Below are 13,979 nucleotides of genomic sequence, written 5' to 3'. Positions count from 1 at the left end.
ACTCTTGTCTGTCGTGACCGCTGCCGATTACGCCGAACAGCTCAAGGACCTCGACGCCACCCTCCGCAACATCGAGGCGGTGCTGGACCTCGACCGCCTGCGGAAGGACAAGGCCCGCCTGGAGCAGGCGGCGTCCGCCCCGGACCTGTGGGACGACCAGGCCAAGGCACAGGAGGTCACCTCCCAGCTGTCGTACGTCAACGGCGAGATCAGCAAGCTGGGCAGCCTCCGTTCCCGGCTGGACGACGCCCAGGTGCTGCTGGAACTCGCCGAGGCGGAGTCCGACCCGGGCGTGCTGACCGAGGTCGAGTCGGAGATCACCGGGCTGACCAAGGCCATCGAGGAGATGGAGGTCCGCACCCTGCTCTCCGGCGAGTACGACTCCCGCGAGGCCCTGGTGGCCATCCGGGCCGGCGCGGGCGGCGTGGACGCGGCGGACTTCGCCGAGATGCTGCTGCGGATGTACCTGCGCTGGGCCGAGCGGCACGGCTACCCCACCGAGGTCTACGAGACCTCGTACGCCGAGGAGGCGGGCCTGAAGTCGGCCACCTTCGCGGTCAAGGTGCCCTACGCGTACGGCACGCTCAGCGTCGAGTCGGGTACCCACCGGCTGGTCCGGATCAGCCCGTTCGACAACCAGGGCCGTCGGCAGACCAGCTTCGCCGGTGTCGAGGTGCTGCCCGTGGTCGAGCAGACCGACAGCATCGAGATCCCCGAGAACGAGATGCGGGTCGACGTGTACCGCTCCTCCGGCCCGGGTGGGCAGAGCGTCAACACCACCGACTCCGCCGTCCGGCTCACCCACATCCCGACCGGCATCGTGGTCACCTGCCAGAACGAGAAGTCCCAGCTGCAGAACAAGGCGTCCGCGCTGCGGGTGCTCCAGGCCCGGTTGCTGGAGCGCAAGCGGCAGGAGGAGCAGGCCAAGATGGCCGGGCTCAAGACCGACGCCGCCGGCTCGTGGGGCGACCAGATGCGCTCGTACGTCCTGCACCCGTATCAGATGGTGAAGGATCTACGAACCGAGCAGGAGACGGGCAATCCGTCCTCGGTGTTCGACGGTGAACTGGACAGCTTCATCGAGGCCGGGATCCGCTGGCGCAAGCAGCAGCAGCTCGCCGGCGACAGTGCGTGACGACGCCGAGGCGGAGCGCGTCATCGATCTTCTCTTTTCCCAGTGAATCGATGACGCGACCCGCATCGGAGGGGCGTGGCGCTTGGCTCCCCGGTTACACCACGTAGACTCACCTCCCGTGATTCAGCTTGAGCAAGTGACGAAGACGTACCCGAAGGCGTCCCGGCCTTCGCTCGACAACGTGTCCGTCTCGATCGAGAAGGGCGAGTTCGTCTTCTTCATCGGTCCATCCGGCTCCGGCAAGTCCACGATCATCAAGCTGCTGCTGCACGAGGTCACGCCCAACAAGGGCCGTGTCGTCGTCAACAGCAAGGACGTCACGTCGATGCGCTCCTGGAAGCGACCCCACTTCCGGCGCTCGATCGGCTGCGTCTTCCAGGACTTCCGGCTGCTGCCGAACCGCACCGCGTACGAGAACGTGGCGTTCGCCCTTGAGGTGATCGGCAAGACCAAGGCGGTCGCCCGCCGGGTCGTGCCCGAGGTGCTGGAGCTGGTGGGACTCGGTGGCAAGGAGCACCGCTACCCGCACGAGCTCTCCGGTGGTGAGCAGCAGCGGGTGGCCGTCGCCCGGGCGTTCGTCAACCGTCCGCTGATCCTGCTCGCGGACGAGCCGACGGGAAACCTCGACCCCGACACCTCGATCGAGATCATGCGTCTGCTGGACCGGATCAACCGCACCGGCACGACCGTCGTGATGGTCACGCACGACTCCAACATCGTGAACCAGATGCGCCGCCGGGTCATCGAGATCGAGAGCGGCCGCATCGTGCGCGACCAGGCCCGCGGCGTCTACGGGTGAGCCGGCTTCCCACCCCTGCGCAGCCTGACGACGAACACTTCATGCCGGAGACCCGGAGGAATCCCCGATGCGCGTGAAATACGTCCTGTCCGAGGTACTGGTCGGACTGTGGCGCAACGTGACCATGACCATCGCGATGATCATCACGATGGCGGTCTCGCTGACCATGCTCGGCGCCAGCGGTCTGATCTACACCAAGGTCGCCGACATGAAGGACCTGTACTTCGAGAGGATCGAGGTCTCGATCTTCCTGGAGAAGGACGTCAGTGAACAGCAGCGCACCGACATCGCGGCCAAGCTGGACAGCGACCCGCTGATCCGCGAGGTCACCTACGTCAACAAGGACGAGGCGTACAAGCGCTTCCAGGAGATGTTCCGGGACTCGCCCGACCTGCTGAGCGTGGTCAAGGCCGACCAGCTGCCCGAGTCGTACCGGCTCAAGCTGGTCAACCCCGCGGAGTACAAGGCCGTCTCGGACCAGTACTCGACGATCGAGGGGGTGGACCAGGTCGTCGACCAGAGCCGGGTACTGGACAAGATCTTCAACCTCTTCACCGCCGGGCAGAACATCGCCCTGGTCGCCGCGATCGCGATGGCGATCGCCGCCCTGCTGCTGGTCGCGAACACCATCCAGGTCGCCGCGTACAGCAAGCGGCGTGAGGTGGCGGTCATGAAGCTGGTCGGCGCGTCGAACTGGTTCATCCAGGCCCCGTTCGTGCTGGAGGCGGTGGTGGCCGGCCTGATCGGATCGGTTGTCGGCCTCATCGCCCTGATCGGGTTGAAGCAGTTCCTCTTCGACGGCGCGCTGAGCACCCTGCAGGGACTCTTCGCACCGGTCACCTGGGGCGAGGTGTTCCTGACCTTCCCGGTGATGGCCGGCGTCGGTGGCCTGATCAGCGCCGTCACCGCCTGGGTCACCCTCCGCTTCTACCTGCGGGTCTAGCACCCTCGCGAAGCGACGGCCCCCGTGCGTTCCCCCGGTCTCCGGGAGCGCGCGGGGGCCGTCCGTGTGCTCCGGGACGGGGTGCGTCCGGAATAAACGACGCCGGGCGGCTCTTGTCGTTCGGGTAGCATGATCTCCGCTCTCCGGCCGGTCGCGGCCGTGCCGGAGGCGACCAGGAGAGGGGGTGGCGCCGATGCCACGGGAAAAGGGACGCAAGGTCGTCGCCTCCAACAGGAAGGCCCGGCACGACTACTCGATCCTCGACACCTACGAGGCGGGGATGGCGTTGACCGGCACCGAGGTCAAGTCCCTTCGCGCGGGCCGCGCGTCGCTGGTCGACGCGTTCGCCCAGGAGCGCAACGGGGAGCTCTACCTGCACGGCATGCACATCCCGGAGTACACCCAGGGCACCTGGACCAACCACGAGCCCCGACGTACCCGCAAGCTCCTGCTCAACCGGCTGGAGATCGACCGGTTGATCGGGAAGACCCGCGAGGGCGGTCTGACCATGGTGCCGTTGCAGGTCTACTTCTCCGACGGCTGGGCGAAGGTGGAGATCGCCCTGGCGAAGGGCAAGAAGTCGTACGACAAGCGGCAGGACCTCGCCAAGCGGGACGCCGACCGGGAGATCGCCCGGGTCAGCGGCCGGCGCGGCAAGGGCATGTCTGAGTGATATGTCTGCCTTTGTCCTGGACGGCACGCCGGCCGGGACCTCGGGATGAAACCCGTTGCGGCAGGCGTTACGCTTGACGGAGCCGCCCACAGGGTGGCCACGTCGAGGGGGTGACTGGTTTCGACTTCGTACGTTGCGGCAGGGGAAGCGAGCCGAGGAAGCCGACGTCGTCTCGTGAATCGGTCGTCGGAAACCAATAAGCGCCAAGAACAATCGCGCTGACTTCGCTCTCGCCGCCTGAGGCGAGTAGCTAAGTCTGTCGGCCTGGGAACGCCTTCGTCCCAGTCAGCCGGCATCAGCTAGGAGGCTGGCCAATCGGACCCGGTCGCGGGGTCCGTGCGGCGAGATCAATCAGCGACTGGGCCCGTCACACCAACTCGCTCGCGTGATTGGTGGGGCCGAGTAGAGGCACAGCGAGCTGCGCTCGGAGAAGCCCTGACAAACCGGCGAAGGACCCGGGTTCGATTCCCGGCACCTCCACAGGAAAGGGAGAGGGAGTGTCTTCTGACACTCCCTCTCCCTTTTTGCCGTCCAGGAAAATCGGGTGTCCGCCGCGCCGATGGTGCGTACCGTGCCGGCCATGTCCCGGTTGGAGCTGCGGCCGCTGGCGGCCGCCGACCTGCCTGCTTGCGGCACACTGCTGGCCGACCGGCACCGCCGGCACCGCGTCGCCCAGCCACTGCTGTCCGCGCGGTTCGAGGATCCCGCCGTCGCCCTGGCGGAGTTGACCGCCGCGTACGAGACGCCCGACTCTTCGGGAGTCGTCGCGTACCGCGCCGGTGTCCCGGTGGGCTTCGTCCTCGGTGCCCCGAAGCCGTCACCGCTGTGGGGGCCGAACATCTGGGTGGAGGCGGCCGGGCTCGCGGTCACCGACGCCGAGGTGATGCGCGACCTGTACGCGGTCGCCGCCACCCGGTGGGTCGACGAGGGCCGCACGGCGCACTACGTCGTCGTGCCGGCGCACGACGCCGGACTGGTGCGGGCCTGGTTCCGCCTGGGCTTCGGCCAGCAACACGCGCACGCCATCCGGCCGGCCGCGCGGCTGGGGACGGGTACGCCGGCAGGGCTGTCGGTGCGCCGGGCGACCCGGGCCGACATCCCGGTGCTCGCGCAACTCGATGTCGAGTTGCCACTGCATCAGGGACTGTCCCCGACGTTCTCCGCCGGCCGGGTGGGCACGGTGGAGGAAAGCCTCGCCGAGTGGGCAGCCGACTTTGACGACCCCGCGTACACCACCTTCGTGGCCGAGTCGAACGGCCGCGTCATCGGCGCGGCCGTCGGCTGCGCACTGGAGCAGTCGAGCGGTCATCTGAGCCTGGCCCGTCCGGACCACGCGGGGTTCCTCGGGTTCGCGGCGGTCTTCCCGGATGCTCGTGGCATCGGTGCTGGACGGGCGCTCGGCGCAGCCGTCATCGACTGGGCCGTGTCGACCGGGTTCGACAGTGTGGTCACCGACTGGCGGGTGACCAACCTGCTCTCCTCGCGGACCTGGCCGGCGCTCGGCTTCGCCGAGACATTCCTCCGTCTGCACCGCCTGATCCGCTAGGAGCTCCGCAACGCCATCGAGCAACGCGGCGAGGACCGACCGGGCGGAACCGGGCGGCGACGATGGACGTCCAACCCGTATGCGCCCAGTTGTCGCCGTGCTGAGTCTGTCCCTGCTGGTCGTCGCCGGATGCGCACCGGCCGGTTCGGAGCCGGCCGCCGCCCCGCCCACGGATCGGCAGTGGCCCGCGTTCGAGCAGCGGGCCGCGGAGGTCGCTGACAGCTGGCGACCCGGCCCCCAGTGGCGCGACGGGTACGTCCCGCTCCAGGAGCCGACCGTGCTGGCCGGTGATCCTGGGTTCAGCCCGGACACCCTGACCGCCTTTCACGCGGGCTGGTACCGGGACCAGATCCCGCTGCCGGCGGATCGGCCGGGGGACGGGACCATCCGGTTCCCCGGCGGCACCCTCACCGTGCCGCTGGCCAGTGCCGAGGAGGCGTACCGGCAGCTCGGCCAGGGAGATCCGCCGACCTGCGACGGGCGGCCGAAGAACCCGGCCACGCCGCCCCCGGCCCAGCCGAGCGGGCCGGATGCTCCCATGAGCAGCACACCGGGGAGCGCCTGCATCCCGCTGACCGTGACGGGCGTCGAGCTGGGCAGTGTGCCGATCCGCACCAGTCGGGGCGAGGCCGAGGTGCCGGCGTGGCTGTTCACCGTCAACGAGCTGACCGCCCGGGTGGCTCGGCTCGCGGTCGCGCCGACCGCGGTCGGCGCGGTGCCGCAGCCCACGGCTCCCGCCGTGCCGTTGCCGGCCGAGGTGGTCGGCGCCCAGGACCTCCGCGCCGTGGACGGCGCGACGCTGACCGTACGGTTGGGGGTCGGGGCCTGCGACACCGGGATCACCCCGCTGGTGCTGGAGCGCGACGACCTCGTGGTGGTGGGTGGCGGGGTCACCCGGTCCACCGGCCCCTGCCTGGACGTACTCAAGATCGAACCGGTCACCGTCACACTGCGCGCACCGCTTGGCGCCCGGCCGGTCCTCGACGTGAACACGGGCCTGCCGCTCCGGATCACCCCGTTCTGACCCGCGAAGCCGGGCGGCGGCGAATCAGAGCAGCCCGGGGATGTCGGTACGGATCGGCACCGGCAGCACCGTCGGCCGGTCCGCCCGCAGACCCGTCGTCAGGGCCGCGCCGAGTTGGTCGGGCGTCTCGACGACCTCGGCGGCGCAGCCGTAGCCCCGGGCGAGCGCCGTGAGGTCCATCCCGGGCAGGTCCAGGCCGGGCACTCCGACGGTCTCCTTGAACTCGGCGAACGACTTCAGGATCGCGTACTGCTGGTTGACCGGGACCACCACGACCAGCGGCAGACCCAGCCGTGCCCCCGTCCACAGGGCCTGCACGGAGTAGTGGAACGATCCGTCGCCGATGACCGCGACCACCGGTCGGTGCCGGCCCGTGTCGCGCTGCGCGAGCGCGATGCCGACCGCCGCCGGCAGGCCGTAGCCCAGGCCGCCGCTGGCCATGGTGAAGTACGAGCCGGGCCGGGTGATCGGCAGCCGACGGCGTAGCGCCGACAGGTTCGACGGTGACTCCTGCACCAGCACCCCGTCGGCCGGCCAGTGCCGGGCCAGCGCGGCGAAGAGCGCGTCCGCGCTGAGCGGCGAGCCGTCCTCGGGCGGTGCGGGCGCGGACCGCGCCGGTGGCGGTGGACGGTCCATGGCCGGGATCAGGTCGAGCAGGTCCGCCATGGTCAGCCCGGCGTCGCCGAGCAGGCTGTTGCCCACCGGCGCCCGTGCCGCCTCCTCCGGGTCGTCGGTGACGTGCAGCAGGCGTACACCGGTGGGCAGGTGGTCGCCGGGGACGTGCGGGTAGTAGCGGAACACCGGCGCGCCCACCACCAGCACCGCGTCGTGCCCGCGCAGCTTCTCGGCCAGTGGCGCGATCGCGTACGGCAGCACGCCCTGGTAGTACGGGTGGTCCTCGGGGAACGGCGTCCGCTCCGGCGCGGGAGCGGTCCACACCGCCGCGCCGAGCCGCTCGGCCAGGGCCACCGCCGCCGGCCAGGCGTCAGCCCGGTCCACCGACGCCCCCAGGACCAGCGCCGGTGACCGGCTGGCCGCCAGCACCGCGGCGAACTCGCCCAGCCGGTACGGATCCGGGGCGATCCGGGTGGACACCGTCCGCACCGGCGGGGGAGGGTCGGCGGGCTGCGCCCAGTCGTCCAGCGGCAGGGACAGGAAGACCGGCCCGGCCGGTGGCTGCACGGCGGTGGCGTACGCCCGCATGACCGCCGCCGGCACGTCCTGCGCGCGCGCCGGCTCGTGGCTCCACTTCACGTACGGCTGGGGCAGCTCGGTCGCCCGGCGGCTCGTCAGCCGGGGCTCGATGAGCAGCATCTCCCGGGTCTGCTGGCCGGCGGTGACGATCAGCGGCGCGCGGTTGTGCCAGGCGGTGACGAGGTTGCCCATGGCGTTGCCGGTGCCCGGCGCCGTGTGCAGGTTCACGTGCGCGGGGCGACCGGTGACCTGCGCGTACCCGTCGGCCATCGCCACCGCCGACGCCTCGTGCAGCGCGTGCACGTAGTGGAAGTCCTCCGGGAAGGCGGCGAGGAACGGTTCCTCGGTGGAGCCGGGGTTGCCGAAGACGGTGGTCATGCCCAGGGCGCGCAGCAGGTCGTACGTGGTGTCGCGGACGGTGGCCATCGCCCTCGACGTTATCGCCGCTCAGGCGTCCCCCTCGGCGTTTCCGCGCACCCCGGCCCGGGCTCAGGGCAACGCGAAGGGCAACTTGATCCCGTCCAGTGCGCGCCCGCAGTCGCAGTCGCGTTCGGCGGGCAGCGCGGGCACGGCCTCCAGCAGCAGGCCGCGCAGCCGGTCGGTGTTCTCCCCGAAGACCCGGAACACCTCCTCCTGCGTCACCGAACCACCACCGGCCACACCGGCGTCGTGGTCGGTCACCAGGGCGATGGAGGAGTAGCAGAGGGCGAGCTCCCGGGCCAGCACGGCCTCCGGGTGCCCGGTCATGTTGACCACCGTGCCGCCGATCGAGGCGAACCAGCGCGACTCGGCGCGGGTGGAGAAGCGCGGGCCCTCCACCACCACGACCGTGCCGCCGTCGACCGCCGGGACGTTGCGCCGGGCCGCGGCGTCGAGCAGGGTACGGCGACCGACCGGACAGTACGGGTCGGCGAAGGACACGTGCACCGCGCCCCGGTCGTAGTAGGTCTGGGCCCGGCCGCTGGTGCGGTCGACGAGTTGGTCGGGCACCACGAACGTTCCCGGGCCCAGCTCGGGGCGCAGGCCGCCGACCGCGCACGGCGCGAGCACCTGGCGTACGCCGAGGGACCGCAGCGCCCACAGGTTGGCCCGGTACGGGATCAGGTGCGGCGGGTGCCGGTGGTCGCGGCCGTGCCGGGGCAGGAACGCCACCCGACGCCCACCGATCTCGGCGATCGTGACGGCGTCGGAGGGTGGCCCGTACGGCGTCTCCACCTCGTGCTCGGTGGCGCCGTCGAGGAGGGCGTAGAGGCCCGATCCGCCGATCACCGCCAGTTCCGCCGTTGGACTCACGTGGTCCTCCCTGTTCCTGTCGATCACCCGACGGTCAGACCTTAGCCACGGGCGCAGGTGCAGGCTATGGTGCCAGGCATGGCGTTGACAGCATGGACGGCACCGGCGCCCCGGCGCGTCCCGGTGGGGCCGGTCTGACGGTGTCCGGCATGCAGGGAGAGGGGCAGGCGATCGGCGGACGGGCGATGGATTCGATGACCGGGCGGCTCCTGGTCGCGACTCCGGCGCTGAAGGACCCGAACTTCGACCGTACGGTGGTGCTGCTGGTCGCGCACGAGCCCGGCGGGGCTCTCGGGGTGGTTCTCAACCGCGCCACCGAGGTCCCCGTCGCGGACGTGCTGGGCGACTGGAGCGAGCTGGCCCGGCACCCGGCGGTCCTGTTCGAGGGCGGCCCGGTGCAGCCGGACTCGGCGATCTGCCTGGCCCGGATGCGGCACCCGCTGCAGCGCGTCAAGGGCTTCCACCAGGTCTCCGGGGCCGTCGGCACGCTGGACCTGTCGGGCGACCCGGAGCGGCTGCGGGAGAACCTGGGGGCCATCCGGGTCTTCGCCGGTTACTCCGGCTGGGGCGCGGGTCAGGTCGAGCAGGAGATCGAGGACGGCTCCTGGTTCGTACTGGACGCCCTGCCCGGTGACGCCTTCGTCGACCGGCCCGACGACCTGTGGCCGATGGTGCTCCGCCGGCAGGGCGGGATGATGGCCGCGGTGGCGCACTTCCCCTCCGACGTGGCCCTCAACTGACCCGCTCCGGGGGCACCCCCGCGAGATGACCATGCCGGACGGCGTGTGTATAGTTCTTCCCGTGCCCGGGCGACCGGGCGAGGTAAGGGGCCGTGGCGCAGCTGGTAGCGCACCACACTGGCAGTGTGGGGGTCAGGGGTTCGAGTCCCCTCGGCTCCACCCTTTCGACCAGGGCGTTCGTCAGACATGACGGACGCCCTTCGTCGTTCCTGGCGAGGGAGGGTCAGTTCTGACCGGGACTTGCTACGGGCAGTCCTGCGGCCTTGGCGGATTCGAGCAGTCGCCGGTCGTAGGTCACGAAGGCGGTGAGCGCCGTTCCGGACTCGTTGGTCAGAACCTGGGCGGTGGCGAGGTGGATGGCGTCGAGGCTGCGTAGCGTCGGCTCGGCGAACGCTGCCGCAGTCGCGCGGATCGTACCGTCGATCTCGAGTCGGAAGAGCCGTCCGACGGCCGCCGGCACTCCGATCAATGCTTGCGGAGCTGATCGGCGCAACGCTCTGGGCACTTCCACCTCGACGAGAGCGGAGGAGACCAGCGGCACATCGCCGTGGGTATTGAGCCAGGAGACGAGGTCAGCACTGCATGCCTCCTGCCGAACCAGCTTGACGACAGCGGCGGAATCGAGGTAGATCACCAGCGCTCCTCGTCACGCGTCGCGGCGAGCGCGGCGGCCACGTCCACGTCCTCGTCACCGAGCTTCGGCGGTAGCGGAACAGGGCCACCGCCAGTCGGGGCGGCGGCCCGCCCCGCAGCTACCAGCTTGGCCAGCATCGACGTGTCGTCCCCTACCGGCACAAGTCGGGCGATCGGGCGCCCACGATCGGTGATCTCGACGGTCTCGCCGCCGCTCACCCGAGCCAACACCTGGCTCGTGTTCTGGTTCAGCTCCCGGACACCGATGCGTTCCATGGACCAAATTGTAGAACCAAATGTTCTACGCCGCCAGTTGCTCGCGTGACCGGGGCCTTCTCCCGCCAGGACCAGAACCGCTGTGGCGGCGTTGAATCGAACCCTTGACCGTTCGCGTCCGTACCAGTGTGCGGGAGGTCGATGCCATGCCCGTCCGCCGAGTCGTCGCCGCCGGGCTGGTCGCCGTGGCGGCCGTGCCGATGACCGGTACACCCGCCTCCGCCCACGGTGCCCCCACCAGCCCGATGAGTAGGGCCGCCGCCTGTGGACCGGAGGGTGGACAGGCGAGCACCCCGGCCTGCCAGGCTGCCGTCGACGCCGGGGCGGCGCTGCGCGAGTGGGACAACATCCGGGTGTTCGGCGTCGACGGGCGGGACCGGGAACGGATCCCGGACGGGGAGCTGTGCAGCGGTGGGCTGTCCGCGTACCAGGGACTGGACCTGGCCCGGTCGGACTGGCCGGCCACCGAGTTGACGGCCGGCGCGGCGTTCACCTTCCGCTACCGGGCGACGATCCCGCACAAGGGGACCTTCCGGCTCTACGTCACCCGCGACTCGTACGATCCGGCCCGCCGGCTCACCTGGGCCGACCTGGAGACCGTGCCGTTCTTGCGGGCGACCGACCCGCCGCTGCGCGACGGCGCTTACCAGGTGCGCGGGCGGCTGCCGGACCGCTCCGGCCGGCACCTGATCTACACCGTGTGGCAGAACTCCGACTCCCGGGACACCTACTACTCCTGCTCCGAGGTCGTCCTGCGCCTGGAGGGGGCGGCGGACGGACCCACCCCGGTAGCCGCCTCCGGCGGGGTGGCCGACGGCCCGCGTACCGAATCGGGTTTCGGGACCGTCGCCGAGCCCGGCGTGCCGGTTGCGGCGGTGACCGACCTCGGCGGCGGCCACTGGCGGTTGGTGGGTGGCGGTGGCGCGGCGGCGGTCACCCTGCTGCTCGCCGTCGTGGTCGCGGCCCGCGCGCGACGCCGGCCCGCCGCGCCGGCCGGGCCTCCCTGTGAGGTACGCAACCACCGGGCCGGCCGCCGCCGGCAGTGGTGACGACCGGCCCCGGTCCGCGCATGCTCGGGTGTACGCTTTCCTGTACATCGCAGCGTGCCCCGGAGGCGACTCGTGCGTACCGTGAACTTCAGCCATCTGAGGAAAAATCTGGCGGCCGAGCTCGACAGCGTCGTCAACGACGCGGAGGAGGTCGTGGTGACTCGCTCGGGCCACGAGCCGGTCGTGATCGTGCCGCTGGCCGAGTACGAGTCGATGAAGGAGACGGAGTACCTGCTCCGCAACCCGGCCAACGCCGGCGCGCTGCGCCGGTCGATCGAGGAACTGGACAGCGGCCGAAGCGCCGAGCGGGACCTCGTCGACCCGGCGAGCGTGCGGGATGTGGCGTGAGGCTGATCTTCACCGCGACAGCGTGGGAGCAGTACCTGAGTCACACGGACCGCAAGCTGGTCAGGCGGATCAATGACCTGCTCGCTGACGTGATGCGGAACGGCTACGAGGGCATCGGCAAACCGGAGCCGCTCCGTGGCGAGCTGTCGGGGTTCTGGTCGCGACGGATCGACCGCGAGCACCGACTGGTGTACCGGGTCAGCAAGGACGACGTCGAGATCATCGCTTGCCGGTACCACTACGGCGACCGGTGACGGCGGGACGCAACCACCGGGCCGGCCGCCGCCGGGAGTGGTGACGACCGGCCCGGGTGGTGCGCTCAGCTCAGGTGACGCTCGATCTCGGCCAGTTCGTCGGCGGTGAAGTCGAGGTTGTCCACGGCGGCGATGTTCGTCTCCAACTGGCTGACGCTGCTCGCCCCGATGATCAGGCTGGTCATCCGCGGGTCGCGCAGTGCCCACGCGAGCGCGAGCTGGGCCAGGGACTGGCCGCGGCGGGCGGCGATGTCGCCCAGCGCCCGGATGGCGGCCATCCTCTTCTCGTCGAGGTCGCTCTCGTTGAGGAAGACGCTGGTGCGGACCCGGGAGTCCTCCGGGATGCCGGCGAGGTAGCGGTCGGTCAGCAGGCCCTGGGCCAAGGGGCTGTACGCGATGCAGCCGGCACCCACCCGCTCCAGCGTGTCGAGCAGGCCGTCGTCCTCGGTCCACCGGTTGAGCATCGAGTACGACGGCTGGTTGATCAGCAGCGGCGTACCCAGGTCCCGCAGGATCGCGGCGGCCCGCTCGGTCTGCTCGGAGTCGTAGTTCGAGATGCCGACGTAGAGCGCCTTGCCGGAGCGGACGATGGCGTCGAGCGCGCTCATCGTCTCCTCCAGTGGGGTGTCCGGGTCGAACCGGTGGGAGTAGAAGATGTCGACGTACTCCAGGCCGAGGCGGCGCAGCGACTGGTCCAGGGACGAGACGAGGTACTTGCGGGAGCCCCACTCGCCGTACGGGCCGGGCCACATGAGATAGCCCGCCTTGCTGGAGATGACCAGCTCGTCCCGGTACGGCTTCAGGTCGGTGGCCAGCATCCGACCGAAGTTCTCCTCGGCGCTGCCCGGCGGCGGGCCGTAGTTGTTCGCCAGGTCGAAGTGGGTCACCCCGAGGTCGAAGGCGCGGCGGACGATGTCGCGCTGCCGCTCGTACGGGCGGTCCGGGCCGAAGTTGTGCCACAGGCCGAGCGAGATCGCGGGCAGCCGCAGGCCGCTGCGGCCGCTGCGCCGGTAGGTCATGCTGTCGTATCGCTCATCAGCGGCGAGGTAGGTCATGATCACGACCCTATCCCCGCCCGGCGGGTAGGTTCACGGCATGCGTTACGTGCAGCTCGACACGCCAAAGCCCCTGTCCAAGATCGGCCTCGGCACCTGGCAGTTCGGGTCCCGGGAGTGGGGCTACGGCCCCGACTACGAGCGCCGCGCCGCCGAGATCGTCCGCCGGGCCGTCGACCTCGGTGTCACCCTCTTCGACACCGCCGAGGTGTACGGCTTCGGCCGCAGCGAGCGGATCCTCGGCGCGGCGCTGGGCGACGAGCGGGCGAAGGTCGTGGTCGCCAGCAAGGTCTTCCCGATCCTGCCGGTCGCCCCGGTGGTGGAGCAGCGGGCCGTGGCCTCGGCCGCCCGGCTCGGCGTCACCAGCATCGACCTCTACCAGGTGCACCAGCCCAACCCGCTGGTCGCCGACCACACCACCATGCGCGGCATGCGGGCGTTGCAGGACGTCGGGCTGGTCGGCGAGGTGGGCGTGAGCAACTACAGCCTGCGGCGCTGGCAGGTCGCCGAGGCCGCCCTGGGTCGGCGGGTGCTCAGCAACCAGGTCCGGCACAGCATGGTCGACCGCGGACCGGAGCACGACCTGCTCCCGTACGCGCGGCAGGCCGGCCGGGTGGTCATCGCGTACAGCCCGCTGGCGCAGGGATTCCTCTCCGGCCGGTACGACGCGAAGAACCCGCCGAGCGGGGCCGTGCGCCGGGCCAACCCGTACTTCCTGCCGGAGAACCTGGAGCGGGGTGCCACCCTCATCGAGAGCCTGCGCCAGGTCGCCGACGCGCACGACGCGACGCCCAGCCAGATCGCCCTGGCGTACGTGCTGCGGCACCCCAACGTGGTGGCCATCCCCGGTGCGTCCAGCGTGGAGCAGATGGAACGCAACGCCGCCTCCGCCGAGATCGACCTGGCCGATGACGAGTACGACGCGCTGGCCCGCGCGGCCCGCGAGTTCCGTCCGGTCACCGGGCTGGCCGCGATGCCGCGCCTGCTGCGGGCCCGCACCGGACGGTGAGTCGGGTC

Annotated in this window: 16 protein-coding genes, 1 tRNA gene and 1 other RNA gene; 13 read left to right on the top strand and 5 right to left on the bottom strand. The window is 70.8% G+C overall.

The window, feature by feature from the left end:
• Positions 1–13: 13 nt before the first annotated feature.
• The 7 genes from prfB (at position 14) to ACIBR0_RS25090 (ending at position 6,120) form a co-directional block, all read left to right on the top strand.
• Positions 14–1,135, top strand: coding sequence for a peptide chain release factor 2 (gene prfB / locus ACIBR0_RS25120; protein ID WP_357029709.1), 1,122 nt, complete (start codon positions 14–16; stop codon positions 1,133–1,135).
• 118 nt (positions 1,136–1,253) lie between these two features.
• Positions 1,254–1,934, top strand: coding sequence for a cell division ATP-binding protein FtsE (ftsE, locus tag ACIBR0_RS25115; RefSeq protein WP_117665857.1), 681 nt, complete (start codon positions 1,254–1,256; stop codon positions 1,932–1,934).
• 67 nt (positions 1,935–2,001) lie between these two features.
• A complete protein-coding gene (ftsX, locus tag ACIBR0_RS25110) occupies positions 2,002–2,877 on the top strand; it encodes a permease-like cell division protein FtsX (protein ID WP_396719605.1) in 876 nt (291 codons plus the stop codon).
• Positions 2,878–3,070: 193 nt separating this feature from the next.
• A complete protein-coding gene (gene smpB, locus ACIBR0_RS25105) occupies positions 3,071–3,550 on the top strand; it encodes an SsrA-binding protein SmpB (RefSeq protein WP_357029704.1) in 480 nt (159 codons plus the stop codon).
• A gap of 106 nt (positions 3,551–3,656) precedes the next feature.
• Positions 3,657–4,033, top strand: a transfer-messenger RNA (tmRNA) gene (gene ssrA, locus ACIBR0_RS25100).
• Positions 4,034–4,094: 61 nt separating this feature from the next.
• Positions 4,095–5,096 carry a GNAT family N-acetyltransferase gene (locus ACIBR0_RS25095; RefSeq protein ID WP_396719603.1) on the top strand — a complete coding sequence of 334 codons (1,002 nt, stop codon included), beginning with the start codon at positions 4,095–4,097 and terminating at the stop codon, positions 5,094–5,096.
• Between the two features lie 79 nt (positions 5,097–5,175).
• On the top strand, positions 5,176–6,120 hold the full coding sequence (locus ACIBR0_RS25090) for a hypothetical protein (RefSeq protein WP_396719601.1): 945 nt from the start codon (positions 5,176–5,178) through the stop codon (positions 6,118–6,120).
• Between the two features lie 24 nt (positions 6,121–6,144).
• On the opposite strand, the gene mdlC is transcribed toward ACIBR0_RS25090, so the two are convergent.
• Both mdlC and ACIBR0_RS25080 read right to left on the bottom strand, forming a co-directional pair.
• A complete protein-coding gene (gene mdlC, locus ACIBR0_RS25085; protein WP_396719599.1) occupies positions 6,145–7,740 on the bottom strand; it encodes a benzoylformate decarboxylase in 1,596 nt (531 codons plus the stop codon).
• A 63-nt stretch (positions 7,741–7,803) separates the two neighbouring features.
• The gene (locus ACIBR0_RS25080) at positions 7,804–8,607 is read right to left on the bottom strand and encodes an S-methyl-5'-thioadenosine phosphorylase (protein WP_396719597.1); all 804 of its coding nucleotides are present in this window, start codon (positions 8,605–8,607) and stop codon (positions 7,804–7,806) included.
• A gap of 149 nt (positions 8,608–8,756) precedes the next feature.
• Between ACIBR0_RS25080 and ACIBR0_RS25075 the strand changes: the two genes are divergently transcribed.
• The gene (locus ACIBR0_RS25075) at positions 8,757–9,347 is read left to right on the top strand and encodes a YqgE/AlgH family protein (protein ID WP_396719692.1); all 591 of its coding nucleotides are present in this window, start codon (positions 8,757–8,759) and stop codon (positions 9,345–9,347) included.
• Positions 9,348–9,433: 86 nt separating this feature from the next.
• Positions 9,434–9,506, top strand: a tRNA-Ala gene (locus ACIBR0_RS25070).
• 64 nt (positions 9,507–9,570) lie between these two features.
• On the opposite strand, the gene ACIBR0_RS25065 is transcribed toward ACIBR0_RS25070, so the two are convergent.
• Positions 9,571–9,981 carry a type II toxin-antitoxin system VapC family toxin gene (locus ACIBR0_RS25065; protein ID WP_396719595.1) on the bottom strand — a complete coding sequence of 137 codons (411 nt, stop codon included), beginning with the start codon at positions 9,979–9,981 and terminating at the stop codon, positions 9,571–9,573.
• Positions 9,978–10,256 (bottom strand): type II toxin-antitoxin system Phd/YefM family antitoxin, encoded by a 279-nt coding sequence (locus tag ACIBR0_RS25060; RefSeq protein WP_396719593.1) that lies wholly within the window; start codon positions 10,254–10,256, stop codon positions 9,978–9,980. Before ACIBR0_RS25060 ends, ACIBR0_RS25065 begins: the two co-directional genes overlap by 4 nt.
• Before the next feature lie 146 nt (positions 10,257–10,402).
• Here ACIBR0_RS25060 and ACIBR0_RS25055 point away from each other — a divergent pair, with 146 nt between their 5' ends.
• The 3 genes from ACIBR0_RS25055 to ACIBR0_RS25045 all read left to right on the top strand — a co-directional run bounded on the left by ACIBR0_RS25055 (position 10,403) and on the right by ACIBR0_RS25045 (position 11,907).
• Positions 10,403–11,305 carry a lytic polysaccharide monooxygenase gene (locus tag ACIBR0_RS25055; protein WP_396719591.1) on the top strand — a complete coding sequence of 301 codons (903 nt, stop codon included), beginning with the start codon at positions 10,403–10,405 and terminating at the stop codon, positions 11,303–11,305.
• 72 nt (positions 11,306–11,377) lie between these two features.
• On the top strand, positions 11,378–11,653 hold the full coding sequence (locus ACIBR0_RS25050) for a type II toxin-antitoxin system Phd/YefM family antitoxin (protein WP_396719589.1): 276 nt from the start codon (positions 11,378–11,380) through the stop codon (positions 11,651–11,653).
• Complete coding sequence (locus tag ACIBR0_RS25045) at positions 11,650–11,907, top strand: Txe/YoeB family addiction module toxin (protein WP_396719587.1); 258 nt, start codon at positions 11,650–11,652, stop codon at positions 11,905–11,907. The genes ACIBR0_RS25050 and ACIBR0_RS25045 overlap by 4 nt, the downstream gene beginning before the upstream one ends.
• 65 nt (positions 11,908–11,972) lie before the next feature.
• Here ACIBR0_RS25045 and mgrA read toward each other — a convergent pair whose 3' ends face one another.
• Positions 11,973–12,962, bottom strand: a complete 990-nt coding sequence (gene mgrA, locus ACIBR0_RS25040) for an L-glyceraldehyde 3-phosphate reductase (RefSeq protein ID WP_396719585.1) — start codon at positions 12,960–12,962, stop codon at positions 11,973–11,975.
• 40 nt (positions 12,963–13,002) lie between these two features.
• On the opposite strand from mgrA, the gene ACIBR0_RS25035 reads away from it, so the two are divergent.
• Positions 13,003–13,971: an aldo/keto reductase gene (locus ACIBR0_RS25035; protein WP_396719583.1), complete on the top strand. Its 969-nt coding sequence runs from the start codon at positions 13,003–13,005 to the stop codon at positions 13,969–13,971.
• Positions 13,972–13,979 lie beyond the last annotated feature (8 nt).

This window comes from Micromonospora sp. NPDC049497 (assembly GCF_044465805.1).
In the GTDB taxonomy this organism is placed as follows: Bacteria; Actinomycetota; Actinomycetes; order Mycobacteriales; family Micromonosporaceae; genus Micromonospora.
Note: the sequence above shows the minus strand (reverse complement) of the source record. Positions and strands in the feature narration are given on the sequence as shown.